28 protein-coding genes are annotated in these 26,685 nt (G+C 49.6%); all 28 read left to right on the plus strand.

What is annotated here, in order from left to right; translation table 11 throughout:
• Window positions 1-806 (plus strand): helicase-related protein (locus L691_RS0100870; RefSeq protein WP_025688179.1); only part of this gene is annotated, 806 nt, incomplete at its 5' end.
• Complete coding sequence (locus tag L691_RS27445; RefSeq protein ID WP_025688180.1) at window positions 807-1,646, plus strand: ComF family protein; 840 nt, start codon at window positions 807-809, stop codon at window positions 1,644-1,646.
• A gap of 113 nt (window positions 1,647-1,759) precedes the next feature.
• Window positions 1,760-2,170 (plus strand): TIGR03826 family flagellar region protein, encoded by a 411-nt coding sequence (locus tag L691_RS0100880; protein ID WP_025688181.1) that lies wholly within the window; start codon window positions 1,760-1,762, stop codon window positions 2,168-2,170.
• Window positions 2,171-2,274: 104 nt separating this feature from the next.
• Window positions 2,275-2,571, plus strand: coding sequence for a flagellar biosynthesis anti-sigma factor FlgM (gene flgM / locus L691_RS0100885; RefSeq protein ID WP_025688182.1), 297 nt, complete (start codon window positions 2,275-2,277; stop codon window positions 2,569-2,571).
• A 2-nt stretch (window positions 2,572-2,573) separates the two neighbouring features.
• Window positions 2,574-3,074 (plus strand): flagellar protein FlgN, encoded by a 501-nt coding sequence (locus L691_RS0100890; protein ID WP_025688184.1) that lies wholly within the window; start codon window positions 2,574-2,576, stop codon window positions 3,072-3,074.
• Between the two features lie 18 nt (window positions 3,075-3,092).
• On the plus strand, window positions 3,093-4,667 hold the full coding sequence (flgK, locus tag L691_RS0100895; RefSeq protein WP_025688185.1) for a flagellar hook-associated protein FlgK: 1,575 nt from the start codon (window positions 3,093-3,095) through the stop codon (window positions 4,665-4,667).
• Window positions 4,668-4,689: 22 nt separating this feature from the next.
• A complete protein-coding gene (gene flgL, locus L691_RS0100900; protein ID WP_025688186.1) occupies window positions 4,690-5,598 on the plus strand; it encodes a flagellar hook-associated protein FlgL in 909 nt (302 codons plus the stop codon).
• 91 nt (window positions 5,599-5,689) lie between these two features.
• Window positions 5,690-6,133, plus strand: a complete 444-nt coding sequence (locus tag L691_RS0100905; protein ID WP_232229061.1) for a flagellar assembly protein FliW — start codon at window positions 5,690-5,692, stop codon at window positions 6,131-6,133.
• On the plus strand, window positions 6,133-6,360 hold the full coding sequence (csrA, locus tag L691_RS0100910; RefSeq protein WP_025688188.1) for a carbon storage regulator CsrA: 228 nt from the start codon (window positions 6,133-6,135) through the stop codon (window positions 6,358-6,360). Before L691_RS0100905 ends, csrA begins: the two co-directional genes overlap by 1 nt.
• Before the next feature lie 181 nt (window positions 6,361-6,541).
• Window positions 6,542-7,309, plus strand: a complete 768-nt coding sequence (locus L691_RS0100915) for a flagellin N-terminal helical domain-containing protein (RefSeq protein WP_025688189.1) — start codon at window positions 6,542-6,544, stop codon at window positions 7,307-7,309.
• A gap of 245 nt (window positions 7,310-7,554) precedes the next feature.
• Window positions 7,555-7,929 carry a flagellar protein FlaG gene (locus tag L691_RS30970; RefSeq protein ID WP_025688190.1) on the plus strand — a complete coding sequence of 125 codons (375 nt, stop codon included), beginning with the start codon at window positions 7,555-7,557 and terminating at the stop codon, window positions 7,927-7,929.
• A gap of 11 nt (window positions 7,930-7,940) precedes the next feature.
• Window positions 7,941-9,422: a flagellar filament capping protein FliD gene (fliD, locus tag L691_RS0100925; RefSeq protein WP_025688191.1), complete on the plus strand. Its 1,482-nt coding sequence runs from the start codon at window positions 7,941-7,943 to the stop codon at window positions 9,420-9,422.
• Window positions 9,423-9,440: 18 nt separating this feature from the next.
• Window positions 9,441-9,824: a flagellar export chaperone FliS gene (fliS, locus tag L691_RS0100930; protein ID WP_025688192.1), complete on the plus strand. Its 384-nt coding sequence runs from the start codon at window positions 9,441-9,443 to the stop codon at window positions 9,822-9,824.
• Window positions 9,824-10,168 (plus strand): hypothetical protein, encoded by a 345-nt coding sequence (locus L691_RS0100935; RefSeq protein ID WP_025688193.1) that lies wholly within the window; start codon window positions 9,824-9,826, stop codon window positions 10,166-10,168. The genes fliS and L691_RS0100935 overlap by 1 nt, the downstream gene beginning before the upstream one ends.
• Window positions 10,169-10,379: 211 nt before the next feature.
• Window positions 10,380-12,083, plus strand: a complete 1,704-nt coding sequence (locus tag L691_RS0100940; RefSeq protein ID WP_232229062.1) for a motility associated factor glycosyltransferase family protein — start codon at window positions 10,380-10,382, stop codon at window positions 12,081-12,083.
• Between the two features lie 2 nt (window positions 12,084-12,085).
• Entirely contained in the window at window positions 12,086-13,105 is a 1,020-nt protein-coding gene (locus L691_RS0100945; protein WP_025688197.1) for a UDP-N-acetylglucosamine 4,6-dehydratase family protein, read from the plus strand.
• Entirely contained in the window at window positions 13,102-13,800 is a 699-nt protein-coding gene (locus tag L691_RS0100950; protein ID WP_036734529.1) for an acylneuraminate cytidylyltransferase family protein, read from the plus strand. The genes L691_RS0100945 and L691_RS0100950 overlap by 4 nt, the downstream gene beginning before the upstream one ends.
• Window positions 13,801-13,838: 38 nt before the next feature.
• The gene (neuB, locus tag L691_RS0100955) at window positions 13,839-14,870 is read left to right on the plus strand and encodes an N-acetylneuraminate synthase (protein WP_025688199.1); all 1,032 of its coding nucleotides are present in this window, start codon (window positions 13,839-13,841) and stop codon (window positions 14,868-14,870) included.
• Window positions 14,867-16,006, plus strand: coding sequence for a UDP-N-acetylglucosamine 2-epimerase (gene neuC, locus L691_RS0100960; RefSeq protein ID WP_025688200.1), 1,140 nt, complete (start codon window positions 14,867-14,869; stop codon window positions 16,004-16,006). Before neuB ends, neuC begins: the two co-directional genes overlap by 4 nt.
• Window positions 16,007-16,052: 46 nt before the next feature.
• On the plus strand, window positions 16,053-17,204 hold the full coding sequence (locus L691_RS0100965) for a DegT/DnrJ/EryC1/StrS family aminotransferase (RefSeq protein WP_025688201.1): 1,152 nt from the start codon (window positions 16,053-16,055) through the stop codon (window positions 17,202-17,204).
• A gap of 259 nt (window positions 17,205-17,463) precedes the next feature.
• Window positions 17,464-17,661, plus strand: coding sequence for a cold shock domain-containing protein (locus L691_RS0100970; protein WP_025336789.1), 198 nt, complete (start codon window positions 17,464-17,466; stop codon window positions 17,659-17,661).
• A gap of 244 nt (window positions 17,662-17,905) precedes the next feature.
• Window positions 17,906-19,306 carry an S-layer homology domain-containing protein gene (locus L691_RS30400; RefSeq protein ID WP_025688203.1) on the plus strand — a complete coding sequence of 467 codons (1,401 nt, stop codon included), beginning with the start codon at window positions 17,906-17,908 and terminating at the stop codon, window positions 19,304-19,306.
• A gap of 171 nt (window positions 19,307-19,477) precedes the next feature.
• Window positions 19,478-20,029 carry a ribosome hibernation-promoting factor, HPF/YfiA family gene (hpf, locus tag L691_RS0100980; RefSeq protein WP_025688205.1) on the plus strand — a complete coding sequence of 184 codons (552 nt, stop codon included), beginning with the start codon at window positions 19,478-19,480 and terminating at the stop codon, window positions 20,027-20,029.
• Between the two features lie 283 nt (window positions 20,030-20,312).
• Entirely contained in the window at window positions 20,313-22,820 is a 2,508-nt protein-coding gene (gene secA, locus L691_RS0100985; RefSeq protein WP_025688206.1) for a preprotein translocase subunit SecA, read from the plus strand.
• A gap of 136 nt (window positions 22,821-22,956) precedes the next feature.
• A protein-coding gene (gene prfB, locus L691_RS0100990; RefSeq protein WP_156934116.1) for a peptide chain release factor 2 occupies window positions 22,957-24,070 on the plus strand; the annotation gives its coding sequence in 2 pieces (ribosomal slippage) (window positions 22,957-23,028 and window positions 23,030-24,070; 1,113 coding nt in all).
• A gap of 3 nt (window positions 24,071-24,073) precedes the next feature.
• Window positions 24,074-24,958, plus strand: a complete 885-nt coding sequence (locus L691_RS0100995; protein ID WP_025688209.1) for a YitT family protein — start codon at window positions 24,074-24,076, stop codon at window positions 24,956-24,958.
• A gap of 239 nt (window positions 24,959-25,197) precedes the next feature.
• On the plus strand, window positions 25,198-26,253 hold the full coding sequence (gene argC / locus L691_RS0101000; protein WP_036734537.1) for an N-acetyl-gamma-glutamyl-phosphate reductase: 1,056 nt from the start codon (window positions 25,198-25,200) through the stop codon (window positions 26,251-26,253).
• A 21-nt stretch (window positions 26,254-26,274) separates the two neighbouring features.
• Window positions 26,275-26,685 (plus strand): bifunctional ornithine acetyltransferase/N-acetylglutamate synthase (locus tag L691_RS0101005; protein WP_025688211.1); only part of this gene is annotated, 411 nt, incomplete at its 3' end.

The raw sequence follows: 26,685 nt of genomic DNA on the forward strand, positions 1-26,685 counted from the left end.
GCAGCCAAGACCGCTGGGCGGAGGGCCGGCTGGCCCTCGCGACCACGCATCAGTTGCTCCGTTTCCACCAGGCCTTCGATCTTGTCATTATCGACGAACTGGATGCCTTTCCTTACCATAACGATCCCATGCTCGCGTTTGCCGCCGAGGGGGCCTGTAAGCCCGGAGGAAGCTTTATTTACTTATCGGCTACGCCGCCGCCGCAAATGCAGCGGGAAGTCCGCCGGGGAAGGCTGGCGTATGCCAGAGTTCCCGTCCGGTTCCACGGTTTTCCCCTTCCGGTGCCGGCACATTTGAAGATGCCCTCAGTTGCCGACTGCCTGAAGCGCGGACGGCTGCCGCTAAAGCTATTAAGAACACTAAGACAGTCACTCGAACGGAAGGCGCAGATTTTTCTGTTTGCAGCCCGCATCGCGCAGATTGATCCGCTGCTGCAGCTCCTGCGGCGAGCTATGCCCGGCGTCGTTATTGAAGGAACCTCATCGCAGGACTCCGAAAGGGCCGGAAAGGTGACCGCTTTTCGCCGCCGGGAAATTTCCCTGCTCGTAACAACAACCATTCTGGAGCGGGGAGTTACCGTGCCGCGAAGCGATGTCTTTGTGCTGGATGCGGATAACAGGCTCTTTGATGAGGCTTCTCTGGTGCAGATGGCAGGCCGGGCAGGCCGCTCCAAGGGCGACCCCAAGGGCCGGGTTGTGTTCGCTTCCGCGCAGTGGAACCGTTCGCAGCGGGGCGCATGCGCGCAGATTCGGACAATGAATCGGATTGCCCGCAGCAAAGGCTATCTTCATAAGGAGGGTTTTTGAATGGCGAAATATCCAATAAATATAGGCCGTTGGCTGCGTGCCGCCCATTCCCTTCTGGCCCCTAGACAGGAGCAATGCCTATCCTGCGGACGTTTGGGACACCAGTCAACCGTGCTCCCCGGAATCTGCGAAGCATGCGCGCGGACCATTCCTTGGATACGCAAGCCCCGCTGCCGGAAGTGCGGCCGCCATGTGGGCTGTCCGGACTGCGCCCGCGGGTCAGACGGTTCTTCTCTTATCCGTAACCGAAGCGCCGTCGCCTACAGCAGCGAGATGCGTCAATGGCTCAGCCAGTATAAATATCGGGGCGACGAAAAATATGCCGAGCCGCTCTCGCGGATGCTGGACAGCGCCTACAGTATACTTAAGGCCGAAATCGAGGCTGAAGCGAAGCTTAAGTGGAACGCGGATCTGCTTGTTCCCGTTCCTGTCAGCGGTCTCCGGCTCGCCGAACGCGGCTTCAACCAGGCGGAAAGACTGGCCCAGTACATATCGGCTCACCGCAAAATCCCTGTTATGGAACTGCTTATCCGAGCGCATCATACTGGCAAGCAGAGCTTTAAGGGGAGAGCGGAGCGGCTTGCCGATATGAAGCGCGCTTTTGTTCCGAATCCGGTGTGGACACAACCATTTGCTGGAAGGATTCCGTTTCCTGACAGCCCTAACTCCGGGATTCGAACTGTCCCCCCATCCTTATCACCTTCGGTAAGAATTATTGTGGTGGACGACATCTACACGACGGGCAGCACTATCCGGGCCTGTGCCGATACGCTGCAAGGAATGGCAATTTCGTCTGGAATCCGGGCCGAAATTTACAGCCTGACCTGGGCTCGTTCGTAAAGAAATCTTTGCGGCAAGCAGCAGGAAGTAGACGAAATCCTTGCAATCATGTAATCTAGGAGCATGAACAGTCTAATCACGGATAAAATAGAAGGAAGGAGGAGCTGCCAGTCATGAATATTGATAATTGCCCGCGGTGCGGACGGATATACATCAAGAATGTCATAGAGCTCTGCCAGTCATGTGTTAAGGAACTGGAACATCAATACGAGATTTGTGTAAAATACTTGCGGGAACATAGAACCGCTACCATTCAAGAACTTTCCGACGCGACTGAGATTTCAATCAAAGAAATTACCCGTTTTATTAGAGAAGGCCGAATCTCTATTGCGAATGCGCCGAATATGATGTACCCCTGCGAGGTATGCGGAACGCTGATCCGAGAAGGACATATGTGCGATAGCTGCCGCAGCAGACTGACCAAAGATTTGATGAATGCCTCCAAGGAAGCTGCTGCTTCGGAAGCGCCCCGGAAGGATTCCGCAGGGGCTTATAGAGCAGTAGACAAGCTGCGCGGCCAATAATTTCCGCAAAAACTACGCTTACAGGTATAAAGTATGTTTCAATCAAGGCCGATAAACTTAGTAAAGATTATCGGCCTCTTTATATTAGAAAGAAGGTGTTAGCAATGAAAGTTAATGATACCGGACGAATTAACCCGATTAATCCGTATCAACGCAGTATGGAATCACAAAGGCAGGATCAGATGAAAAAGAACACACGCAAAGACGAGGTAACGATTTCTACGGAAGCCATGAAGCTTTTGGAAGCGCAAAACAGCGGGAAGGTAGATCAAGAACGCGCTGAAAGAATCCAAAGCCTCAAGCAGCAGGTCTCCGCCGGTACTTATCAAGTCGACGCATCCGCACTCGCCGAGAAACTCGCCCCTTATTTTAAGCAGTCTACTGAAAGCCCAGGTGAATAATAATGCTCTTGGAACGTTTGATCCATTTGCTGGATCTTCACAATCAGGAGCATTTGAAATTCATTGAATTGGGGGAGCAGAAGAAAGAGGCGCTCATCTCCAATGAGGTGGATAAACTGATCAGTATTATGAACATGGAAGCCAAAGTTTATAAGAGAGTCCAACAGTTGGAAGAGGATCGCAAGGAAGCGGTTCAGCAAATTTTGCAGTATTTTGGGATAAAATCCCAATTAAACCTTAATCTCACTGAGTTAACGCGCCTCTTTTTCGATCCTGAAGATAAGGAAAAGCTTTTTCGGGCCCAATCTACTCTTGCCGCCACACTCCTGAAACTAAAGGCGCTTAATGAGCTGAACCATCAATTGCTTAATCAAGTGCTTACCTATACAGAGTTCTCTATTGAAAGTATGTCCTACTATACCGATTCGGAAGCAACATATAATCATCCTGCGAATAAGTCAGGCAAGGTGCAAAGCCCCGGCCTTTTTGACACTCGTGCATAACTCTGGAGGAAGACGCTTATGACATCAACATTTCATGGGATAGAAACATCCAAGAGAAGCCTGTTTACACAGACGGCCGCTCTGAACACTACCGGACACAATATTGCCAACGCAAATACGGAGGGGTACACACGTCAGTCTGTCAAAATGCAGGCGTCCCGACCGATGGAAGCACTCGCCTTTTTACGTTCGACGGCTGCCGGCCAATTGGGGACGGGTGTCGAATTCAATTCCATTGAACGGGTAAGACAGTCCTTTCTCGATGATCAGTACCGTAACGAGAACACTTCGCTCGGAAGTTGGAGTGTCAGATACAGCACTTTGGACAAGCTCGAAACGATTATGAATGAACCAACCGATTCGGGTATTCGTAAGGTTTTTGATAATTTCTGGAATTCTTGGTCGGATCTGAGCCAAGACCCCGAGAACATCACTAATCGTACCGTTGTTAAAGAAACTACGTTGGCGCTTACGGATGCTATCAATCAGGTTAGTGCTCAGTTGGATGCTCTGTCTTCGGACCTGACTTCCAGTATTGCCTTAAAAGCAACCGAAATCAATTCCTATTTAAATACGGTGGCCGATCTTAACAACAATATCTCCCGGCTGGAAGGTCTCGGGGATAATCCGAATGATCTTCGCGATCAGCGGGATTTAGCAATCGATAAGCTCTCTAAATTGGCTAACGTTCAAGTAGTCCAGCTGGATAGCGGGTATCAGGTAACGCTGGGTGGACAGGTTGTCGTTACAGGCACTCAGGTTACTCAGGTATCGTCCGAAACGCTTCAATCGGCCTATCAGGGAGGAAGCCTGACCGGCGGGGAAGTCTTCGGGATGATTTTATCCCAAAATCAATACGTAGCGGATTACAGGAGGCAAATAGATAACTTAGCTGTTACACTGGCTACCGGTGATGTTGAGGTTACTTTGCCTGCGGGAACGGTGCTGCCGGAAGGAACCGTACTTGACATTAACGGTGTGAACGTAACCTTTAATAACGCCAATAACAATAGAACGTTGTCCTCTGACACGAAGGTAACGGTAAAAGGCATTAATGGTCTGCTTCAATTAGGGTATACTGTCAGCGGGGCAACCCCCCAGACTGGAATCCCGCTCTTTACGTCAAGGGATGGTGGAAGCTTATCGGGGCGGAACATTACACTTAATCCCGAGATTGCGAGTGACCCCAATAAAATTGCCAGCTCCATGCGTGTGTTAAAAGTTGGAACCAGCAGCGAATCGGTTCTTGTAGGCAACAGTGATCTGGCGCTGGCGGTAGCGGGACTTAAAACGGCCAATTTCCAATTCTCATCAGGGCTTACCGCACCCGGCACAGTAGATGATTATTTCAGTTCGATTATTGGACAGTTGGGGGTACAGACAGCAGAGGCGAAACGCCAATCCGAGAATGGCCAGCTTCTGACCGAACAGGTTGAGATGAGCCGCCAGTCGGTTAGCGGTGTATCTCTTGATGAGGAAATGTCGAATTTAATTAAATTTCAGCATGCTTACAGCGCTGCTTCCCGTTTTATGACCACAATTGATCAAATGCTGGATAAATTAATAAACGGAACGGGCCGAGTAGGACTCTAATCCATGGCCAGGAGGTAAAGATATGTCATTACGCGTAACGCAAGGGATGATGAGTACGCAAACGCTCAGCAATATAAACCGTAATTATAGCAAGCTGAGCGATATGAGCAACCAAATTTCCACAGGACGCAAGATTAACAAGCCCTCTGATGATCCTGTCGGCGTAACCTATGCTCTGCGTTACCGCGCGGAATTGGCTTCCAATGAACAATATCAATCCAATGCGGACTCCGCTGTCAGTTGGCTGGATTATACAGACTCCACGATGCAGCAGTCAACAGCGCTTATGACGCGGCTCAAAGAGCTTACGGTCCAGGCTTCAAGCTCGACGGTTCCGCAGTCCGGACTGGATGCAATCAGGATGGAAGTCGAACAATTGAAAGAGCAAATGGGCAGTATCGGCAATAGCCAACTGCGGGGGAAATATATTTTTAACGGACAGAATTACGATAAGGCGCCCTATGTTCTTTCCGGTTCCATCACCAGCTTCTCTCAGATTGATACTGATGATGGAGCTGTGAAATATGCGATTGGCGGTGATTCCGTATATCAGGTGAATACTTCAGGCAATGATTTCTTTGGCAAGTCCACGGATTCGGACAATGTGTATAAAGTAATGGACGATTTGATAACCGCGCTGAATAACCGCGATTACATGAATATTTCGGCGCAGCTCGGGCAGATTGAATCCCGGGCCACGAAGATGCAGTCCTGTCTTTCCGAAGTCGGAGCCCGTACCAATCGCATTCAACTGGTACAATCTCGCCTGCAAGATATGAATTTGAATTTAACAACGCTTCAGGCCAAAACCGAGGATGCCGATGTTGCCAGTCTGATGATTAAGGCTACAACTGCTCAGACTGTCTACGAAGCAGCACTTAAATCATCCGCTCAAATTTTGCAACCGACGCTGATGGACTTCATGAGATAGTATGAGTTCGCCAGTAATAACGATCTATTCGAATTGACAAAGCTATGGACGACCGTCCGTGGCTTTTTTGTTAACATGACGAGGAGGATAAATGATGACCCCAGATCAAACGTTAGAGACAGCTGCAGCAGACACCGTCCTTCCGGTGTATCAATTTCCGAACGGATTGCCAGGCTTTGAGCAATTGAAGGCGTATCGTGTGGAAGAGCATAATGAGCTTTTCAGTTTATTGAGTGCAATCGATCAGCCTGAAGTTTCGTTTATTACGATTGATCCTTTCCACCTCAGACCCGACTATGAGTTCATCCTTTCGGATGAAGTCATTCAGCTTCTAGAGATCGACAATCGGGAGCAGGTTTCTGTCCGCTGCATTGTAACCTGGCATTCCGACAGGGAGAAGACAACCGTCAATTTACTGGCTCCACTAGTGTTGAATACTGAGAAACGGATGGCCAAACAGGTTGTGCTGCATGATACGGCGTATACGACCAGGCATTTCCTGTGGACCAATACTGAAGAAAGCGGTGAGCGCTAATGCTGGTGTTGGCCAGGAAAAAGGGAGAGTCCATTGTTATCCAGAATAACATTGTAATTACGGTTCTTTCGGTCGAGGGGGACACGCTTAAGATCGGAATCAGCGCGCCGAGAGAAATTGATATTTACCGTCAAGAAGTTTTTGAGGAGATTCAGTTGAATAACCAAACGGCGGCCATGAATTTTGCACAGGTCAAGCTGGCAATTGATGAATTCAAGAATAATTAATTTGGATGCCACTTAAAACTTTTTTAAAATTATTCAAAATCTTTTCTTCTCCATATAAACATTTACCGGACTTCGGTCGATAAGTATAGTAGACGCCGATACCGCAGGGCGGCCGACCTTAACGGTTTGGCGTTTACCACAAGGATGTGGATTAATTTCATTTCAGGGAGGAAGAAATAATATGCTTATCAATCACAACATTCCTGCTTTAAACACTCACAGAAACATGGGTCTGAATGTTTCAGCAGCCAGCAAGAACATGGAGAAATTGTCTTCCGGTCTGCGTATTAACCGCGCGGCTGACGACGCGGCTGGGCTTTCCATCTCCGAGAAAATGCGCGGTCAAATCCGCGGTCTGGAACAAGCTCAACGCAACGTTCAAGACGGTATTTCCTTCGCACAAACGGCTGAGGGCGCAATGAACGAAATCAGCTCCATGCTCGTTCGGATGAAAGAACTGGGCGTACAACAATCTAACGGCACTTACAGTGCTGGCGACAAATCCAATATCAAGGCTGAGCTTGGACAGCTGGGTGCGCAAATCGACAACATCCTGAGTAATACGAACTTCAACAACATCAAGATCACATCCACGGTCAGCATCCAAGCGGATGACAATACATTCAAAATTACGATTAAAGGTATTTCAACCACAGGATTCAAGGGCTTGACCTCGGGTGTTGCCTTAAGTGCAACGACAGCCGCAATTACTAGTGTTGCCAAGCAACGTGCTAACCTGGGTGCTGTGCAAAACCGTCTGGAATACACTTCCAACAACCTGGGTACTACCATTGAGAACCTGACAGCATCTGAATCCCGTATCCGTGACACTGATATGGCTAAGGAAATGGTTGCATTGTCCAAGAACAACATCCTGCTTCAAGCTTCGCAATCTATGCTGGCGCAAGCCAACTCGGCTCCGCAAGGCGTATTGTCCCTGCTTCGTTAAGCTTCGGGAATTTAGTTTTTGCAAGAAAGGCCCTGCCCTTGGCAGGGCCTTTCTTGGTTAATGAAGAGAGCTCACACGAGAGCGGCTCTCTCAATTTCTGTAAATCAAATTATGAAGAATCCAAATTGAATTAATTTCCTATAGACTAAATAATCACCGGCTACTGCCGATATATAAGGTAACAGAGTGAATACAGGTCCGGGCGGACACCCTCCCGCTGAAGTTCGATTAAGGAGGAAAACGATGTGAAGCCAATTAATTCTCTCAGCGGCTTAAGTCCGGTGGCAGCTGTCCCTGCGATAGCGAATACAAGAAACGAGACCAAGCCCTCATCCGATTCGACGCCGGAGATTCTCCCGGCAGCAGCCCAAATGAATGGAAGCGGCGAGCCGAGTAGTTCCCAGAAAGCCATTATGGAGCTGCAGAAGACCATCGACGCGATCCAGGGTCCGCAGAGACTGATGGAGATATCCATTCATAAGGAGACCCACGCTGTAATGATTAAGGTAAAGAATAAAGAGACCGGAGAATTAATCCGTGAGGTCCCGCCGGAAAAAATTCTGGATGCCGTAGCGAAAATGATGGAAGTAACGGGACTGATTGTCGATAAGAAAATTTAGGAGGTGCGCGAATGGTTACGAGAATAACTGGAATGGCCAGCGGCATGGATATTGATTCCATCGTCAAGAAGCTGATGACGGCGGAGAAGGCACCGCTTGATAAAATGAATCAACAGAAGCAAGTGCTGGAATGGAAACGTGAGGGATACCGAGAAGTAAGCACGAAGCTGGTTTCCTTTCTTCAAGACAAACTGCAAAAGTTAAGTCTCAGCGCTTCAATTAACGCCCAAAAGGCGGTTGTTACAGGAAATACAGACGCGATCACCGCCACGGCCTCTTCCGCTACCAATGGGGGAGTCATGGATATTTCCGTTACGAATCTGGCTACAGCGTCCAAGTCGGTTACGGACAAAGCCACATGGACAGCGCAGGATGGAAGCACCCAATTGTCCGCATTATCAATAGCCGTTCCCTCTTCCGTACAAATCGGCGGTGCAACCATCTCGCTGGATGCGGGCGAAACGATCGATTCATTCGTTGGAAAGATTAATGCGAGCCAGACCGCCGGTGTAACGGCGATTTATGATAAAACTTCCGGATTGTCCTTGACCAGCAAGACGACCGGGGCAACGGCCATTACTGTGGATGCGGGTATTGCGAGTGCGTTCAAACTAAGTTCCTCTCTTGGCAAAGACGCGAAGCTCACCGTCAACGGCCTTGAAATAACTAAATCTTCGAATACATTCCAAATAAATGGCGTGGACATTACGCTAAAAACCGAGGGAGGAGCTTCAACCCATATTGAGGTTCAGAAAGACTCCGATGCGTTAATTGCAAATGTCCAATCCTTTGTTGATGCCTATAACGATGTGTTATCCACATTAAACAACAAGATCGGTGAAGAACGATATTCCAAGTATGCGCCGCTCACCACCGAACAAAAGGCAGATATGAAGGAAGATGAAATTACGCTCTGGACGAATAAGGCCAAGAGCGGAATGCTGAAGAACGACAGTATCTTGATGGATGCTGTATCCAATATGCGCAATGCGATGATACAAGGCGTGGACATCGGCCGAGTGGATGGATTTGGCCAACCCAAGCCGCTTTCTTTGGCGGAACTGGGGATTACAACCGGCACTTATGAAACGAGAGGCAAGCTGATTCTTGATCAGGATAAGCTTCGTGCGGCTATTGATAATGATCCGGACATCGTATCCAAGTTTTTCGGCAGTCAGGATGCTGCTACGAAATTAACCAACAATTATACTGACAAAGACGGGATCATTGCAAAACTGAAGAAGATTGGCAATGTATCCCTGCAAAGATTGACCGAAACGGCTGGTACATCAAAAGTAAGCACCGATCTCACGGCAGCTTTTATCTCCAACAGTACTATTGGTGAACAACTGTATAGTCTGGATACGCGGATCAGCGATATGACGGACCGCCTTAATAGAATAGAGACCAATTACTATAAAAAGTTTACCGCAATGGAAACTGCCATTAACAGATATAACAGTTCATCCAGCTCTTTATCAGGAATGGCCTAACCGAGGGAGGGAATGTAGATGCTTAAGTCGCCTAATCAGATGTATCAGCAGACACAGGCGCAGACGGCTTCCAAGCCCAAGCTGCTGATTATGCTATACGATGGGGCGGTACGCTTCTTACGCGCCGGCATTGAGGGGATTCAAGAATCCGACTACCAGAAAGCCAACAACTATCTATGCAAAACTCAGGCCATTATTCACGAGTTAATCTCGGCGCTCAATTTTGACTATTCAATCTCAGAGGAGCTTTTGGCCATTTATGAATACTTGCTTCATCTGCTAATCAAATCCAATATTGAAAAAAACATAATTCCCGCACAGGAAGCGCTGGAACATTTAATGGAGCTGCGTGAAGCTTGGGTGGAAGCTAGCAAAATGCAAGCGACGATGGGTGATCTGTAATGCCAAAAATGGAAATTCAGCAGTTGCTGGTTCATTTGAAGGAGATTACGGACCTAATTTTGCAGCGGCTGGATGAGATTACGGAAGAGGAATTTGAACGTTTTACAGAGGACAGGGAGGAATTGGTCAGGAAGCTGGAGACGTTCCGGGCGGAAATCGACGATAATCATAAATCACAAATTCATGCGCTGCTCGGAAATGACCATTTAATTCTTGCACGTATGCAGAAGCTGAAAGACGAGGCTGGACAATGGCTTGAGAAAAAGGGTGCAATTCGAATACAGCAGCAGGCCTATCAGAAAATGTACAGCCCCGACAGTTGGTTTGTCGATTACCACAAATAAGATATTGTAGACCATCATTTTTCAAGTGGTGGTTTTTTTGTTCACTTCATACATTATTTTTCCGATATAATACTTATTAAAATCAAGGATGGGCGGTGTTACCTTGACCTGCTTTCAGGCAAATAACGAGATTTTAGAGAAAAGATTCCCCCATGTTTCTATGGAAATGATAGGGCTGGAGAAGGAAGGCTTGTCTCCGAAGGTTTCATATATGGAAGGTTTTGAACGTGATACAGATTGGCTTCAAGCGGTTGAGGGCTCTGTTGGAAGCTGCAAGATTGTATTTGTGTACGGCTTCCAAAGGGGATTCAGTATAGCCGATCTGTTGGATTTATACCCTGACCGCTGGTTATTTGTGTATGAACCGGATGTGGAGCTGTTCTATAACTCGCTGGTTGAATATGATTTGAAGCCGGTTCTGGAGTCACCCAATTTGTATGCTGTTGCGGTTGGAAAGTCGCAATTGAAACTGTTATTTCATTTGCTTTGCAGCTATGTTCAGCAAGAAATGGCATTTGTCGCTATGCGCGGCTATTTGCAGGATCATACGGAAACCTTGCAGAAGCTTCGAAAGGATTTCGACGATTACCGCAGCAATTATTTCACAAACAAGCACACGGAGAATTTTTTTCGAAAGGATTGGATGCGCAATTACTTGTATCATCTGTCTGACGGTCTCAACTCTCCTTTTGTGGAAGAGATGTTATATTCCGCTAAAGGCTCAAGCGCCATTATTGTCTCTTCCGGGCCTTCGCTGCAAGAAGATATCGAATGGATTCGTAAGATGCGTAAGCATGCGATCATCATCGCTGGCGGCTCCAGTATTCAGGCTTTGATCAAAAATGGAATTCAGCCTCATGCAGTTGTTATCATGGATGGGCATCCGGTGAATAATAAAATTTTTTCCAATCCGGATACACTGCAGGCTCCATTGCTCTTTACCTCGTCCTCCTACTACGAAATAGCCGAACGTAAAGGCACGAACCGGATTTATGGTATCATGAAAAACGATCTCATTTCTCAATTTTTCATGGGAATAAATCAGGAACAAATACTACTAACTCCGGCAGCTACGGTTGCCGCCAATGCGATCCAGTTGGCCGCTATTTTGGGCGCAAAGCGTATTCTTTTGGCGGGACAGGATCTATCTTTTCCTGATCAAAAGTTTTATACGGACGGCATCGGGCATTTTGCTGAAGAGAAGACGAATCAGAATGTGCAAAAAGCAAGCCTAAAGGTATTAAATGTTAAGGGAACTTACAATACGACTGAGGACGGTCTCTTATTTATGAAAGAAGTTCTGGAGAGCATGATTTCGGAGCTTCCGGACATTGAGTTTATCAATACGACCCGAAACGGTGCCGTGATTGAAGGGGTTCCGTTCCGGCCGATCGATGAACTGTATGAAGAGCTGAAGAACGAGCAGGTGGCAGAACATGTTATCGGGGACTGGCTGCAGCATAGGGGACGGCCGTTTCAACTGGAACAGGCGGAGTTTGTGAAATCAAGACTGAAAGCAACCTGCGAAGATCTACTAAAAGTGAAAGACGAAATCTATGCAATCGAGAAAACGCTCGGCAAAATACGTGAATTCAGCCGCACACGACCCGCTAAAGCCCAGAGCACCATCGAACAGATTGAGCAGTTATGGGGCCGGATTGCCAACAGAGAATGGTTTTCTCCCATTTTCGAAACGATTATTCCTTTGGAGGTTGCGAGATTTGACCAAGCGCTGCCGATGATTATCACCGAGCAGAACCTGATAGCCAAAGCGGATTTAATTTACGACCAACTGGGGCGCTTATTAAAAGATATTGCCGAGGTTATTCCTACCTTGGATGAACTTATGTCAGAAGCCATCCTTCGCGTAGAGAAAGTCATCGAAACGGAAAGTTCATTTCGGGAAAAGAGGTAGACATGTATACTGACAAGGTTGTTCTTGTTACAGGCGGGACCGGCTCCATAGGAAGCGAGATTGTCCGTAAAATTTTGAGCTCCAACCCGAAGGCACTCCGGATTTACAGCAGGGATGAAAGCAAGCAGTTTGAAATGCAGCAGGAACTGAAAGAATACTCCAATGTCCGTTATCTCATAGGCGATATCCGCGACCAGAAGCGGCTGAATTATGCAATGGAAGGCGTGGATTACATTTTTCATGCAGCCGCGCTTAAGCATGTGCCTTCCTGCGAATATAACCCGATGGAGGCCGTCAAGACCAACGTCGTCGGTGTTCAGAATGTAATTGAGGCGGCCATTGAGCATAATGTTAAAAAGATGGTTGCTATCAGTACGGACAAGGTGGTCAACCCGACCAATACAATGGGAGCAACCAAACTGCTGTCGGAACGTCTAATATCGGCAGCCAACCATTATAAAGGCAGCAGAGGGACGATTTTTTCCTGTGTACGGTTTGGGAATGTCATGGGTTCCAGAGGTTCTGTTATTCCTTTATTCCGCGATCAGATTGCCAAAGGAGTGCCCGTTACCATTACACATGCAGAAATGACCCGGTTTATGATGTCTATCCCGCAGGCTGCCCAACTGGTGCTGGATGCTGCGGAACATTCACAGGGCGGAGAAGTGTTTGTGCTTAAAATGCCAATCCTGAAGATAACCGATCTGGCCCAGTGTCTTATTGAATCTTACAATCAGGCGACGGGAACCGGCACAAGCAGTGAAATTATAGAAACGGGCATACGCCCAGGGGAGAAGCTGTATGAGGAACTGATGACGCTGGAAGAGTCGGAGAGAGCGTTTGAGAATAACAAAATGTATATCATTCCTTCTTTTTTTAATCCGAAAGAACAATATTATCCTGGATTTTCGCCTGCTAAGCGCCAAGAATATTCCTCTTTCACGGCGCCTCGGCTGAATCTGTCGGAGATCGCTTCATTAATTAAAGAATACAGCCTTGGGTTTAAGAGGAGAGGCTTATGACATGCGCTGATTGTCTGGCGGTCATTCCGGCCCGGAAAGGTTCAAAGGGGATACGCAATAAAAATATGCGCTTATTGGCGGGCAGGCCCTTGATTGACTACAGCATTCACGCCGCTTTGCAAAGTCCTTATGTGTCGGAGGTAACGGTCAGCACGGACAGCCTGGAAATAGCCGAGTTCTCCCGGGGCGCGGGGGCATCGGCGCCTTTTATCCGTCCGGCAGAGCTGGCTACGGATGAAGCCAGAAGCATTGATGTCCTTCGTCACGCGGTAACCTTCTACGAACAGGAACTTGGGAGGCATTTCAAGTATATTCTTCTTCTTCAACCAACTTCGCCGCTTCGGAGTGCGAGTGATATTAATACTGCGTTTGAGATTTTTTTGAATCAGAAGGCGGACTCATTGCAGAGTGTTTCGGAGGCTCCTGCCTATCCTTATTTGCTGCGAAAGATGCGGGAAGGAAGGCTGGAATCTTATCAAGAGGGACAGACGGTTCACCTCAGAAGACAGGAAATGGAGCAATTATACGCACTTAACGGGGCTATCTATATATTAACCAGAGACTTGCTTATTAACGGCAATAAAATGGTGGGTGACTGCAATGCCGGTTACATCATGCCAAGGGAGCGTTCCGTTGATATCGACGAAGAATTTGATTTGAAGCTTGCGGAGTTTATATTGGGTCAAAATGGGTAGCGTAAGGACGAAGCGTATGATTAAGGAGAGTGGTGTTTTTGTCGGTAAGGGATATTTTCACAGATAGACAGGCCCCTATCTATATTATTGCGGAAATCGGAGTCAACCATAACGGTGATATGGACTTGGCCTTGAAATCAGTTGACGAGGCTGTCCGCTGCGGAGCAAGCGCGGTGAAGTTCCAGACCTTTCGCAGTGACAAACTCGTGTCCAAGCATGCTCCAAAAGCGCAGTATCAAATACAAAATACGATGTCTTCGAACAGCCAATTGGAGATGCTCAAACAGCTGGAGCTCAGCTTTGAAGATTTTACAAACATGCAGAAATATTGCGCGGGAAAAGGCATTGATTTTCTTTCTACTCCTTTTGATGAAGAAAGTGCCGATTTTTTGCATTCCATCTCTATCGATGCATTCAAGATCGGATCGGGAGACATGAATAATATCCCTTTTTTGAAACAAATCAACCGTTATGGTCTGCCGGTTTTGCTGTCGACAGGCATGGCGGAACTTGATGAAATCCGCGCTCCTCTGGCTGCATTGGAGAATTGCGGAGTGGCTCTGCTTCATTGTACATCCGACTATCCGGCGCCGCTTCAGGACGTGAATTTAGCGGCAATGGATACGTTGAAGCGGACGTATGGCCGGGCAACCGGATATTCTGACCATACGGACGGAATTGAAATTGCGATTGCGGCTGCCGCAATCGGGGCCAAAATTATCGAGAAGCATTTTACGCTGGACCGTTCTCTGCCTGGGCCTGATCATGCGGCGTCACTGGAACCGGATCAGTTCACAGCCATGGTAAAGGCAATCCGTAATGTGGAGATGGCGAAGGGTGACGGAATCAAGAGATGTATGCCTTCAGAGAAGGCTACACGGGCTGTGGCCAGAAAGAGTCTGATTATCGCTAGAAATCTGAGTGCAGGGCATGTACTAACTGGGGAAGATATAGCTGTCAAACGGCCCGGAACCGGAATTGAGCCTGGATTCTACGAGAAGCTAATTGGCAGAAAACTGATGCGGGATATGGAAAGGGACGAATTGATACGATGGGAAGACCTGATGTGAAAAAAGTGCTCGTTGTCACAGGGACGCGGGCCGATTACGGAATTTATTACCCGATCCTGCAATCTATAGAAGAGGATGCGGATCTGGATCTCCATCTGCTGGTGACGGGAATGCATCTGTCGCCGCAATTCGGCTATACCATACAGCATATCCGACAGGATGGCTTTCGAATCTCCGCTCAAGTGGACTGCCTTATTCAAGGCTCGACGCATGGGAATATGGCTAAGTCCATAGGCCTTGCGATTCTCGGCATGACCCAAGCTCTGGAAATGATCGAGCCGGACTGTATGCTGATTCTCGGAGACCGTGGTGAGATGCTTGCCGCCGCCATTGCTGCTTCGCATATGAACATTTTGCTGTTTCATCTTCATGGAGGAGAGGTGTCGGGCACGATTGACGAGTCTGTGCGCCATGCTATCAGTAAATTATCCCATGTTCATTTGACCGCTACGGAGGGGAGCCGGGAAAGGTTAATTAAAATGGGCGAGGATTCGTGGAGGATTCATGTAGTCGGGGCGCCGAGAATTGAAACGATGATGAACACGCGCTTGCCCGAACTTGCGCAGGTCAAACAAAAATACGATTTAAATATGTCTAACGACTATATCCTGTTCATCTATCATCCAGTGACCACAGAGGCTGCAAACCTGGCAATCTTAAAAGAGATGGTGCAGATTCTGCTGGATAGCGGAAAAGATCTGCTGTGCGTAATGCCGAACGCGGATGCGGGCGCCGATGCGATCAAAGAAGTTTATAATCAATTTGCCCGGCACCCCCATTTGTTCCGCGTGACGAACCTGCAGCATCTTGATTATCTGACAATGCTTCAGAATGCAGCTGTTCTGGCTGGGAATTCCTCTTCCGGCATCATAGAAGCAGCCTCGTTTCATGTGCCGGTTATTAATATTGGGAGCCGCCAGGGGAGAAGAGAGCGCTCCGGGAACGTGATTGATATTTCCGAAGATGCCGCCGAGCTTGCTCCCGCGCTTCATGGTGCGTTATCGGAAAGTTTCCGGAAGTCGGTGGCGGAGATGGATAATGTATACGGGAAGGCCAATACGAGTAGCAGTATTGTGAGCAGATTAAAAGAAATTTCCGGGACGGACGAATGGATTCAGAAAACAATCTCCTACTGAGCCGGTGTTAATAGAATTAAGCAGAAGAAATGAAGGAGGAAGGTTCATGATGGAGAGACCTAGAATTTTCCTGTCTTCACCGCATATGAGCGGCTTGGAGCAGCAGTATATTGCCGAAGCTTTTGAGACCAATTGGGTGGCTCCTCTTGGGAAAAATGTCGACAGCTTTGAGACGGAATTGGCGGAATATGTCGGAAGCGCGGGGGCGGTAGCCCTTAGCTCCGGCACGGCGGCTATTCATCTTGCCTTAGTGCTGCTTGGCGTGGGAAGCGGGGATATCGTATTCTGTTCCTCTCTTACGTTTGTAGCTAGCGCTAATCCGATATTATATCAAGGCGCCCTTCCGGTATTGATTGATTCAGAGCCGGAGAACTGGAATATGTCTCCTGAAGCACTGGAACGCGCTTTGCGGGAATATTCCTCCAAAGGCAACAAGCCCAAAGCGGTCATTGTTGTCAATTTGTATGGTCAAAGCGCCGACTATGCCCGCCTTAAACAAATCTGCGATGAATACGAAGTTCCGATTATTGAAGATGCGGCAGAATCACTTGGAGCCGTCTGCAATGGCAAAATGAGCGGAAGGTTCGGCAAATTGGGCGTGTTTTCGTTTAACGGCAACAAGATTATTACGACCTCCGGCGGGGGGATGCTTGTTTCGGACAACCTGGCTTTATTGGAAAAGGCCCGTTTTTTTGCTACGCAGGCCCGGGATCGGGCAAGGCATTACCAGCATAGCGAACTGGGTTATAACTATCGAATGAGCAATATTTTGGCGGGCATCGGGCGGGGCCAGCTTCAGGTATTAGAGCAGCGTATTTCCCGAAAAAGAGAGATTTTTGAGAATTACCGCAAAGCGCTCTCCCCAATAAGCGGCGTTCGGTTTATGCCTGAGGCTGCTTATGGCCGTTCCACGCGCTGGTTGACGGCGATGACTTTGGAGCCCCGCACTATCGCCGCCTCCGTTACCGACATTATTTTGCATTTGGAAAGCTTCAATGTCGAATCACGCCCGGTTTGGAAGCCGCTGCATTTGCAGCCGCTATTCAAAGATGTTAAATATTATAGCCACCAACAGGATCTGGATGTGAGCCGCCATCTGTTTGAAAACGGCATTTGTCTTCCTTCGGATACAAATATGAAAGAGGAAGACCAGAAGTTTATCATTGACCAATTAACCCAATTGCTGCAGGGAATTTAATTTAAGCATTAGGAAGCATGATGGCTATTTTGAAAAAATTTTTAAATCGATTTAATGATTCAAAACCGATCTGAGCGGTTATGTTAAAGTATGTTCATAATTTTGAGTTTGCTAAAGCTTGTTCCCGGGACAAAATCATTGGGAATTTTAAGAGAGAAAACACTTTCTATCCCAATTGACAATGGAGAAGCGGCGGTGTTATAGTCAGAATTGTGAGCAAAACTCACGTTCATTTGATGATGAAGGGAATGTTCAAGCAATGGAAGGTAAAGTAAAATGGTTTAACGCAGAAAAAGGTTACGGTTTCATTGAGACTGCAGAAGGCGGCGACGTATTCGTTCACTTCTCCGCGATCCAAACCGAAGGTTTCAAAACGCTGGAAGAAGGACAATCCGTTGAGTTTGATATCGTGGAAGGCGCACGCGGACCACAAGCAGCTAACGTAATCAAATTATAATCATCCGGCACAGCCGACCTACATATACGGTAGATGGTTAGCAAATTGAGACAACGCTAGCGTAAGACCCTGGAAACTCCGGGGTCTTTTTTTGTTGCATTTTTTAGAAGAATGCATGATTTGTAAAAAATCAAGCAGGAATTTGTTAATTCATCCTAGAACTTGGATGATGGGTAATCGTTGAGCTTTCTTCTGTCTTGCTTATGACTATTCCCACCACAAAGATAGGAGAGTGAACGACAGAATGAAAAAGTTTTGGCGCGGTCTTCTGACCGGCATGCTTGGAATCGGGATGGTGTTCGGCTCGCTTAGCGCCGCATCCGCTGCCCCCACGCCTAAGGATATTCAAGGTCACTGGGCGCAAAGCAAATTGCAGGACTGGTTGGACAAAGGATATTTGACGGGCTACCCGGACGGCACCTTTAAACCGAACAAAGCGATTACACGTGCGGAATATGTGGCCCTGATCAATCGCCTGTTCAGCTTTAAAGACACGGCAACGGTTACTTTTACCGATGTCAAGGCCTCGAACTGGGCTTACAGCGAGGTGGCGAAAGCGGTTAAAGCCGGCTATATCCGTGGCTATGAGAATAACACCTTCCGTCCGAGCAATCCGATTACACGCCAGGAGGCTGCGGTTATTGCCGCAAATGTACTGCATCTGAGCAACGATACGACACAGGCGACGTTCAAGGATGCTGCGCAAATCTCGATCTGGGCCCGTGGAGCGGTTGCAGCGACGGCCAATCTGAAGATTATTAACGGCTATCCGAATGGCACGTTTGCTCCGAAGAAATCGCTTACTCGCGCGGAGGCGGTAAACATCGTCGGAAATTCGGCCGCCCACTATTCCGGTGAGCCGAGCGCGACACCAACGCCTACACCTACTCCGGCACCTTCTGCCGGTACTGGCGGCGGCGGTGGCGGCGGAGATACAGTCGTGTATCCGACAGTTAGCGGAGCAACCTACAGCCATGTAGGTGCGGTAACAGCTGATGTCTACTTGACATCGAGCGTCACCGGTTCGGTCTACTATGTGGTCGCACCCGGTACGGCTGCACTGCCAACCGTTAACGACGTGTATCTCGGTTCGGCAGGAAGCGGCGTTACTGTCGCCAATAAAGGCTTCAAAGCCGCGACTGCCGGCAGCACGGTATCCTTTTCTGTCTATGGACTGACGGCCAATACGGATTATTCCGCATTCATCATTGTTGTTGATCAATACGGCAATAAGTCATTGAGTGCAGCACGAGTGGACTTCAAAACGGCGGCCAGCAGCACCGTAACGGGAGTCACCTACGCCGCCCCGGGAGAATCGACTACCGTAACATCCGTAGTATACGTGACTTATGGAGCGGTTGGGGACTCCGCAGGCCAAATTCGTTATGTGGTGATTCCGTCCGATCCGTCGGTTGCCACGGGAACCGCAGCTCCTAGCGCCGTACAGGTATGGAACGGGCAAAACGCCGCGGGTGTAGCAGTTGGCAGCGGCTGGAGCGAAACTCTGACGGTTACGGCCGGCACCCGAACTCCAATTACAATAATCGGTCTTGCCAGCGGTAAGGAATACAAGGTTTATCTTGTAGCGGGCAACGGCAGCGGAAGTTATTCGCCGGTGGAAGTCGTCACCGTGCAGACCAAGTAAAAAACAGCGGAATAGAAAGCTCAACAACCGATAACAGAGGATTTACCCGCGGACCTGAGAGCCTTGTCGCTTCAGGTCTTTTTTTTGTACTTGAAAGCGTATTAGAGGATTTTAAACTTTTTACATGGAGCTTACGTTTTGGTATAATAAAGGTGCAAAGGAGGAGTGCCCATGCAATTCAGCATTCGAGGTCAACAAATTGAAGTGACCGACGCTTTGAGAGAGTATGTTGATAAGAAGCTCAGCAGACTTGAGAAGTATTTCGATGCGCCCCCTACCCAGGAAGGATACGTGACGCTCAGCGTGTTACGGGGTCTTCATACGGTGGAAGTGACTATCCCGCTGAACAGTGTCACGCTTCGGGCGGAAGTTCGCAGTGAAGATATGTATGCTTCTATCGACGGTGTAGTGGACAAGCTGGAGCGCCAAATCCGCAAGCATAAAACCAAGCTCAATCGAAAGTTCCGCCAGGAAGGAAGCCTGAAGACGCTTTTTGTGGAAAATGGATCGGCGGGCTCCGTCGCCTTGGAGGAACAGGATGAAGAGCTGGAGGTCGTGCGCAACAAACGCTTCACATTGAAGCCGATGGACGTGGAGGAAGCGATCCTGCAAATGAATATGGTGGGACATAATTTCTTTGTATTTTCCAACATTGACACTTCCGAGGTTAGCGTCGTCTACAAACGCAATGACGGCAAGTACGGATTGATTGAACAAGGCTGAACTATAATTCAGGCGCCGAAATTGCTTAAGAACATCCTTGGATAGCCGAAACAGACTTGATGAAAAAAATTTACCCGAGCCCTTATTCGCGTGAAGCGGATGGGGCTCTTGTGCGTATATAAGTATGTCTGCAGAACAGGTGACTTCTGCTTGTATTGCGGCAACTCTTACAAACTGATACAATTTATGAAGCAGCGGAATCGGATACGGTAAAGCGGCCCTTTCAATATTGTTGAGGATGGGCTGAGGTTCCACCATCTGTGTTGCATGAAAGGGGTTAACCATGCTAGGACTTGTTAAGAAGATATTTGGCGATACGAATGAACGCGATGTCAAACGTCTGATGAAGACGGTCGAAGTTATTAATGGACTGGAGCCGGAATTTCAGGCGCTGTCCGATGAAGCCTTAAGAGCTAAGACCGAGGAGTTCCGCGCTCGGGTTGAGCAAGGGGAGACTCTAGAGGAAATCCTGCCGGAGGCATTCGCAACCGTACGCGAAGCTTCGAGACGCACGCTGGGCATGCGGCATTTTGACGTCCAACTCGTTGGAGGAATGGCGCTGCATGAAGGCAAGATCGCCGAGATGAAGACCGGCGAGGGCAAGACGCTGGTAGGTACACTGCCGGTTTACTTGAACGCTCTGCTTGGGAAAGGTGTGCATGTCGTTACGGTCAATGATTATCTGGCCCAGCGCGACAGCGCCCAAATGGGACAAATCTACAATTTCTTGGGCATGACGGTCGGGGTTAACCTGAACGGCATGGACCATGCCGATAAACAGAATGCTTACGCCTGCGATATTACGTACGGCACGAATAACGAATTTGGCTTTGACTATTTGCGCGATAACATGGTGCTTTACAAAGAGCAAATGGTGCAGCGCCCGCTCTACTTCTGCATTATTGACGAAGTGGACTCCATTCTGATCGACGAAGCGCGGACGCCGCTCATCATTTCCGGACAAGCCGAGAAGTCGACGGAGCTGTACTATGCCGCAGACCGCTTTGTAAAGAGACTGCAGGCTGAAGAGCATTACACCGTGGACATCAAGGTGAAGTCCGTCGCGCTGACTGAGAAAGGCGTGGCGCTTGCTGAGAAGGCTTTTGGCATCGAGAACCTGTATGACCACAGCCATGTTACGCTTAACCACCATATTGTTCAAGCCCTTAAGGCAAACGTCATTATGCGCCGCGACGTCGATTATGTGGTGACGGATGATGAGGTGGTCATCGTCGATGAATTTACGGGACGGCTGATGGCGGGACGCCGTTACAGCGACGGGCTGCATCAGGCGATTGAGGCGAAGGAAGAAATCCAGGTACAGAACGAGAGCATGACGCTTGCCACCATTACGTTCCAGAACTACTTCCGCATGTACCGTAAGCTGGCCGGAATGACCGGTACGGCAAAGACGGAAGAAGAGGAATTCAAGAAAATTTACGGACTGGAAGTTCTCCAGGTACCGACGAATAAGCCGAATCAGCGTGCAGATATGCCTGATGTGGTCTACAAGAGCGAGAACGGCAAGTTTAACGCTGTCGTCGAGGAGATTGTGGAACGGCATAAGAAGAACCAGCCGGTGCTGGTTGGTACGGTATCGATTGAGAATTCCGAGCGCGTCTCGGAAATGCTGAAGCGCAAGGGCGTGAAGCATCAGGTGCTGAACGCCAAGCATCATGCGGCGGAAGCCGAGATCATCTCGCATGCGGGACAACCCGGCACCGTGACGATTGCAACCAATATGGCGGGCCGAGGCACCGACATTATTCTGGGTGAAGGTGTGGCGGAAGTCGGCGGCCTGCATATTATTGGCACCGAGCGCCATGAATCCCGGCGGATCGACAACCAGCTTCGCGGCCGGGCGGGCCGTCAGGGCGATCCGGGTTCGACGCAGTTCTATCTGTCGCTGGGCGATGAACTGATGAAGCGTTTCGGCGCGGACAACGTGCTGAATATGATGGAGCGTCTGGGCTTTGAAGAAGACCAGCCGATTGAGAGCCGGATGATTACCCGTGCGGTGGAGTCGGCACAGAAACGGGTCGAAGGCAACAATTTCGATATCCGCAAGGTCGTTCTTCAATATGACGATGTCATGAACCAACAGCGTGAAATCATCTACAAGCAGCGCCGTGAAATTCTGGAATCGGACAATATCAAGGATGTTGTCATCGAAATGATCCGGCCGGTCATCGATCGGGTCGTACAGGCTCATTGCAGCGATGATATCCCCGAGAACTGGGAACTGCAGGAAGTGGCGGACTATGTGAATAGCAAGCTGCTGGACGAAGGCTCCCTTACCCGCGACGATTTGTGGGGCAAGGAAGCGGAGGAGATCGTGGAGTTCATCTTCGAGAAGGTGCTGGAGAAATACGCGGCCCGCGAAGAACGTCTCGGCTCCGAACTGGTGCGCGAATTCGAGAAGGTTATCGTGATGCGCGCCGTCGACAGCAAATGGATGGACCACATTGATGCAATGGACCAGCTTCGCCAAGGGATTCATCTGCGCGCTTACGGCGGCACCGATCCGCTGCGCGAATATCAGTTTGAAGGCTTTGAGATGTTCAATGCAATGACGGCGACTATTCAGGAAGAAGTAGCGACCTACATCATGAAGGCTCACATCGAGACGAACCAAGAGCGTCAATCGGTCGTGGAGGAGAATAAGATTTCCACAAACGGCGAGCCTGCCGAGAAACGTCCGGTAGCGGTCGGCCAGACGGTGGGACGCAATGATCCTTGTCCTTGCGGCAGCGGCAAGAAATTTAAGAACTGCCACGGACAAAATGCCTAAGGGTTAACCCGCAGGTAAAAGCGGCAGGGTGAAAACGTAGAACGGCTGGGCCGGGGAGATTCCCGTAAGCGGCTCAGCCGTTTCTTCCTGATTAAATCTATTCAAGTATATTTTTCACGGAAAGGTGCAGTGAGTCATGATTGATCCAAGTGTAAAGCAAGACTTGCGTGAAATCGGCAAGAAATTAACTAACCTTAGGGGGTCTCTTTGACTTAGACCTCAAGCAGGAGATGATCGCTAACTTTGAGGAGAAGATGGCCGCTCCGGATTTCTGGGATGATAATGAGAAGGCGCAGGGCGTTATTGCCGAAATGAACGCTGTTAAATCCAGTGTGGACCAATATCAGAAGCTGCAGCAGGAATATGACGACGCGCTGCTTATGGCCGAACTTGCCGAGGAAGAAGGCGACGAGGAACTGGCTGCCGAGATCGGAACGAATGTATCAGCGCTGACGGGCAAGCTTGAAGAGTTTGAACTTCAGCTCCTGCTCAATCAGCCTTACGATAAGCTGAATGCCATTTTGGAGCTTCATCCGGGCGCCGGAGGAACGGAATCCCAGGACTGGGGTCAGATGCTGCTTAGAATGTATACCCGATGGGCAGAGAAGCGCGGTTTCAAGGTGGAGGTTTTGGACTATCTGCCAGGAGATGAGGCTGGAATCAAAAGCGTAACGCTGCTGATCAAAGGCTATAACGCATACGGCTACTTGAAAGCAGAAAAGGGCGTTCATCGTCTGGTGCGCATTTCCCCGTTCGACGCTTCCGGACGCCGTCATACCTCATTTGTATCCTGTGACGTGGTCCCGGAAATCAATGAGGACATCGACATTGAGATCCGCACCGAAGATCTGAAGATCGATACGTACCGGGCTACCGGCGCAGGCGGACAGCATATCAATACGACAGATTCGGCGGTCCGGATTACCCACCAGCCGACCGGCATAGTCGTTACCTGTCAGAATGAACGCTCCCAGATTAAGAACCGGGAGCGCGCGATGACGATGCTGCGTTCCAAGCTGTACGAGCGCAAGCTGGAAGAACAGCAGCGTGAGCTGGACGAGATCCGGGGCGAGCAGTCGGATATTGCTTGGGGCAGCCAGATCCGTTCCTATGTCTTCCACCCGTACAGCATGGTCAAGGACCACCGGACCTCAGTGGAGACGGGCAATGTCGGTGCCGTGATGGACGGTGATCTGGACGCCTTTATCGACGGATATTTACGTAGCCAGATCAAGACCGAGGCCGAATAACCAATGTCCAAAATAAAGACACGGAGCAGGCCGCCGCTTATTCCGCTGAACGGACCGCTCCGTCTTCTTGCGGACACGACGATGATCACCGTCGGCTCGCTCATTACCGCGCTTGCTTTCAATTTGTTCTTGCTGCCGAACCGGATCGCTTCCGGCGGCGTATCGGGCTTGTCCGTCTTGGCAGAGTCGTGGCTTAAAGCGGAGCCAGCTTTTACCCAGTGGGCGCTTAACATCCCGCTCTTTATACTTGGCGTATTCATCCTGGGCCGGAACTATGGGCTACGGTCACTGCTGGGCAGCATTGTGCTGCCGCTGTTCATCTACTTGACCAAAGACGGTCCGGTGCCGACCGCTAATCCTCTGCTGGCCTCTATCTACGGCGGAATTGGTGTCGGTCTCGGTCTTGGCCTTGTGTTCCGGGGGCGCGGCTCGACAGGCGGTCTTACCATTCTGGCGCAGATTATCCAGAAGGTAACCGGCCTTAGCTTCTCCATGTCCGTCGTCCTGTTAGACGGCACGGTGATTACGCTGGCGGCATTCGTGCTGGGGATGGAGCAGGCGATGTATGCGCTGATCGGCCTGTTCGTAACAGGCAGAGTGATCGACGCGCTGGAAGTGGGCTTCAGCTACACGAAGGTGGCGTATATCATTTCGGACCATACGGAGGCGATCTCCGAGGCGATTCTGAATGATTTGGACCGGGGCCTAACGAAGCTGGAGGCTCAAGGCGGATATACCGGCGACAGCCGCACGGTGCTGATGGTAGCGGTTGGACAGAATGAGACGTCCCGTCTGAAGGCGATTGTTCGCTCAGTGGACCCTGGGGCGTTCGTTATTATCAGCGACGCGCATGAGGTGCTGGGCAAAGGGTTCAAGAGAGAAGCGTAGTTTTTCCTGTGTTAATAGGAGAAGCGGCGCTTCTTTTTTTTCGAAATATAAAACTTAATAAGCTTACGCCTATCGATTGTACAAGATAAGGGAAGGAATCCACGATTCTTGCCGGATATAAATGTTACATAATCTGTTGTATTTATATTAATCCAGTTGTATAATAATACATATTTCTTAGGACGGCGGATAGTGGATATATCCGGTATAATAGAGAGAAAAGGCAGGAGGAACCGGGAATGACGGTGGAAGGCAAGTTAAGGGCGGCAATCGTGGGATCGACTGGATATGGAGGCGTGGAGCTGATAAGGCTGCTGCAGGGTCATCCGAAGGTTGAGATTACTTCAGTGATCTCCTCTTCAAGCGCGGGGGCGCCGATCGAAGAAGGATTTCCGCATTTAACCGGCGTGCTGAGCAGGAATCTGGACGGCGTGGATGCGGCGGAGATTAAGGAGCGGGCGGATGTCGTGTTCACGGCAACGCCGCACGGCGTCAGCGCCAAGCTCGTTCCGCAGCTGCTGGAGGCGGGGCTAAAAGTCGTTGATCTGTCCGGTGATTTCCGGTTGAAAGACGGCGGCGAATACGAGCGCTGGTATAAACATCCGGCTCCGCAGGAGAGCTACTTGAAGCAGGCGGTCTACGGACTGTCCGAGGTATTCGGTGAACGCGTGGCAGGTGCGGAGTTCATCTCTAATCCGGGCTGCTATCCGACAGCAACGCTGCTTGGTCTGATTCCGGCGGTTAAGGCAGGCTGGATCAAGCCGGAGAGCATCATCGTCGACGCGAAATCGGGCGTATCGGGTGCTGGACGCGGAGTGAACGTGGGCGTTCATTATGCGGAAGTGAATGAGAATTTCAAAGCTTATAAGATTAACAAGCATCAGCATACCCCTGAAATCGAGCAGGCTCTCACTGAGATTGCCGGGGAAAAGGTGACAATAACGTTCACCACCCATCTCGTTCCGATGACGCGGGGGATTATGACCACGATCTATGCGGAATTGGCCGGGGATTACAGCGAGCAGGACTTTATTGAATTGTATCGCAGCTATTATGAGGGAAGATCTTTTGTCCGATTGCGTAATGCCGGAATCTGGCCGGCGACCAAGGAAGTCAGCGGATCGAATTATTGCGACATCGGATTTGCAGTGGATGCCCGTACAGGACGGATCACCATTATTTCGGTTATCGATAATCTGGTGAAAGGCGCTGCGGGGCAGGCTATTCAGAATCTCAATTTAATGATGGGATGGGAGGAAACCCTTGGGCTCGGCTACACGCCTGTGTATCCGTAAAGCTAAGCGGGAAATAAGAACATGAGCGAGAAGCTGTACACCGTCGTGGAAGGCGGAAGCATTACGACACCAAGAGGATTTACATCCGGAGGCCTGCACTGCGGCTTGAAAAAAACCGATCGCAACGATCTCGCAGCCATACTGTGCGAGGTTCCGGCAACGGCTGCGGCGGTATATACGACGAACCTATTCCAGGCAGCTCCACTTAAGGTAACACGGGAAAGCCTTGGCAGTGGAGTTCTTCGGGCTGTAGTTGTCAACAGCGGCAATGCCAATGCCTGCACCGGAGAACAGGGCGAGGCCGATGCCTATGAGATGCGGGCGGTTGCCGCTCAGCACTTGGGCGTAAGTGAGGACGATGTGGCGGTTGCATCGACGGGCGTTATTGGCGAGCTGCTAAAGATGGACCGCGTGCGCAGCGGCTTGGCCGCC

The organism is Paenibacillus zanthoxyli JH29 (genome assembly GCF_000520715.1).
In the GTDB taxonomy this organism is placed as follows: domain Bacteria; phylum Bacillota; class Bacilli; order Paenibacillales; family Paenibacillaceae; genus Paenibacillus_AQ; species Paenibacillus_AQ zanthoxyli.

Excerpts from the sequence above, each read along its gene's own strand:
- L691_RS27445 (WP_025688180.1), top strand. The coding sequence starts at position 807 with ATGGCGAAATATCCAATAAATATAGGCCGTTGGCTGCGTGCCGCCCAT.
- L691_RS0100880 (WP_025688181.1), top strand. The coding sequence starts at position 1,760 with ATGAATATTGATAATTGCCCGCGGTGCGGACGGATATACATCAAGAAT.
- flgM (WP_025688182.1), top strand. The coding sequence starts at position 2,275 with ATGAAAGTTAATGATACCGGACGAATTAACCCGATTAATCCGTATCAA.
- L691_RS0100890 (WP_025688184.1), top strand. The coding sequence starts at position 2,574 with ATGCTCTTGGAACGTTTGATCCATTTGCTGGATCTTCACAATCAGGAG.
- flgK (WP_025688185.1), top strand. The coding sequence starts at position 3,093 with ATGACATCAACATTTCATGGGATAGAAACATCCAAGAGAAGCCTGTTT.
- flgL (WP_025688186.1), top strand. The coding sequence starts at position 4,690 with ATGTCATTACGCGTAACGCAAGGGATGATGAGTACGCAAACGCTCAGC.
- L691_RS0100905 (WP_232229061.1), top strand. The coding sequence starts at position 5,690 with ATGATGACCCCAGATCAAACGTTAGAGACAGCTGCAGCAGACACCGTC.
- csrA (WP_025688188.1), top strand. The coding sequence starts at position 6,133 with ATGCTGGTGTTGGCCAGGAAAAAGGGAGAGTCCATTGTTATCCAGAAT.
- L691_RS0100915 (WP_025688189.1), top strand. The coding sequence starts at position 6,542 with ATGCTTATCAATCACAACATTCCTGCTTTAAACACTCACAGAAACATG.
- fliD (WP_025688191.1), top strand. The coding sequence starts at position 7,941 with ATGGTTACGAGAATAACTGGAATGGCCAGCGGCATGGATATTGATTCC.
- fliS (WP_025688192.1), top strand. The coding sequence starts at position 9,441 with ATGCTTAAGTCGCCTAATCAGATGTATCAGCAGACACAGGCGCAGACG.
- L691_RS0100935 (WP_025688193.1), top strand. The coding sequence starts at position 9,824 with ATGCCAAAAATGGAAATTCAGCAGTTGCTGGTTCATTTGAAGGAGATT.
- L691_RS0100940 (WP_232229062.1), top strand. The coding sequence starts at position 10,380 with ATGGAAGGTTTTGAACGTGATACAGATTGGCTTCAAGCGGTTGAGGGC.
- L691_RS0100945 (WP_025688197.1), top strand. The coding sequence starts at position 12,086 with ATGTATACTGACAAGGTTGTTCTTGTTACAGGCGGGACCGGCTCCATA.
- L691_RS0100950 (WP_036734529.1), top strand. The coding sequence starts at position 13,102 with ATGACATGCGCTGATTGTCTGGCGGTCATTCCGGCCCGGAAAGGTTCA.
- L691_RS0100965 (WP_025688201.1), top strand. The coding sequence starts at position 16,053 with ATGATGGAGAGACCTAGAATTTTCCTGTCTTCACCGCATATGAGCGGC.
- L691_RS0100970 (WP_025336789.1), top strand. The coding sequence starts at position 17,464 with ATGGAAGGTAAAGTAAAATGGTTTAACGCAGAAAAAGGTTACGGTTTC.
- L691_RS30400 (WP_025688203.1), top strand. The coding sequence starts at position 17,906 with ATGAAAAAGTTTTGGCGCGGTCTTCTGACCGGCATGCTTGGAATCGGG.
- hpf (WP_025688205.1), top strand. The coding sequence starts at position 19,478 with ATGCAATTCAGCATTCGAGGTCAACAAATTGAAGTGACCGACGCTTTG.
- secA (WP_025688206.1), top strand. The coding sequence starts at position 20,313 with ATGCTAGGACTTGTTAAGAAGATATTTGGCGATACGAATGAACGCGAT.
- L691_RS0100995 (WP_025688209.1), top strand. The coding sequence starts at position 24,074 with ATGTCCAAAATAAAGACACGGAGCAGGCCGCCGCTTATTCCGCTGAAC.
- argC (WP_036734537.1), top strand. The coding sequence starts at position 25,198 with ATGACGGTGGAAGGCAAGTTAAGGGCGGCAATCGTGGGATCGACTGGA.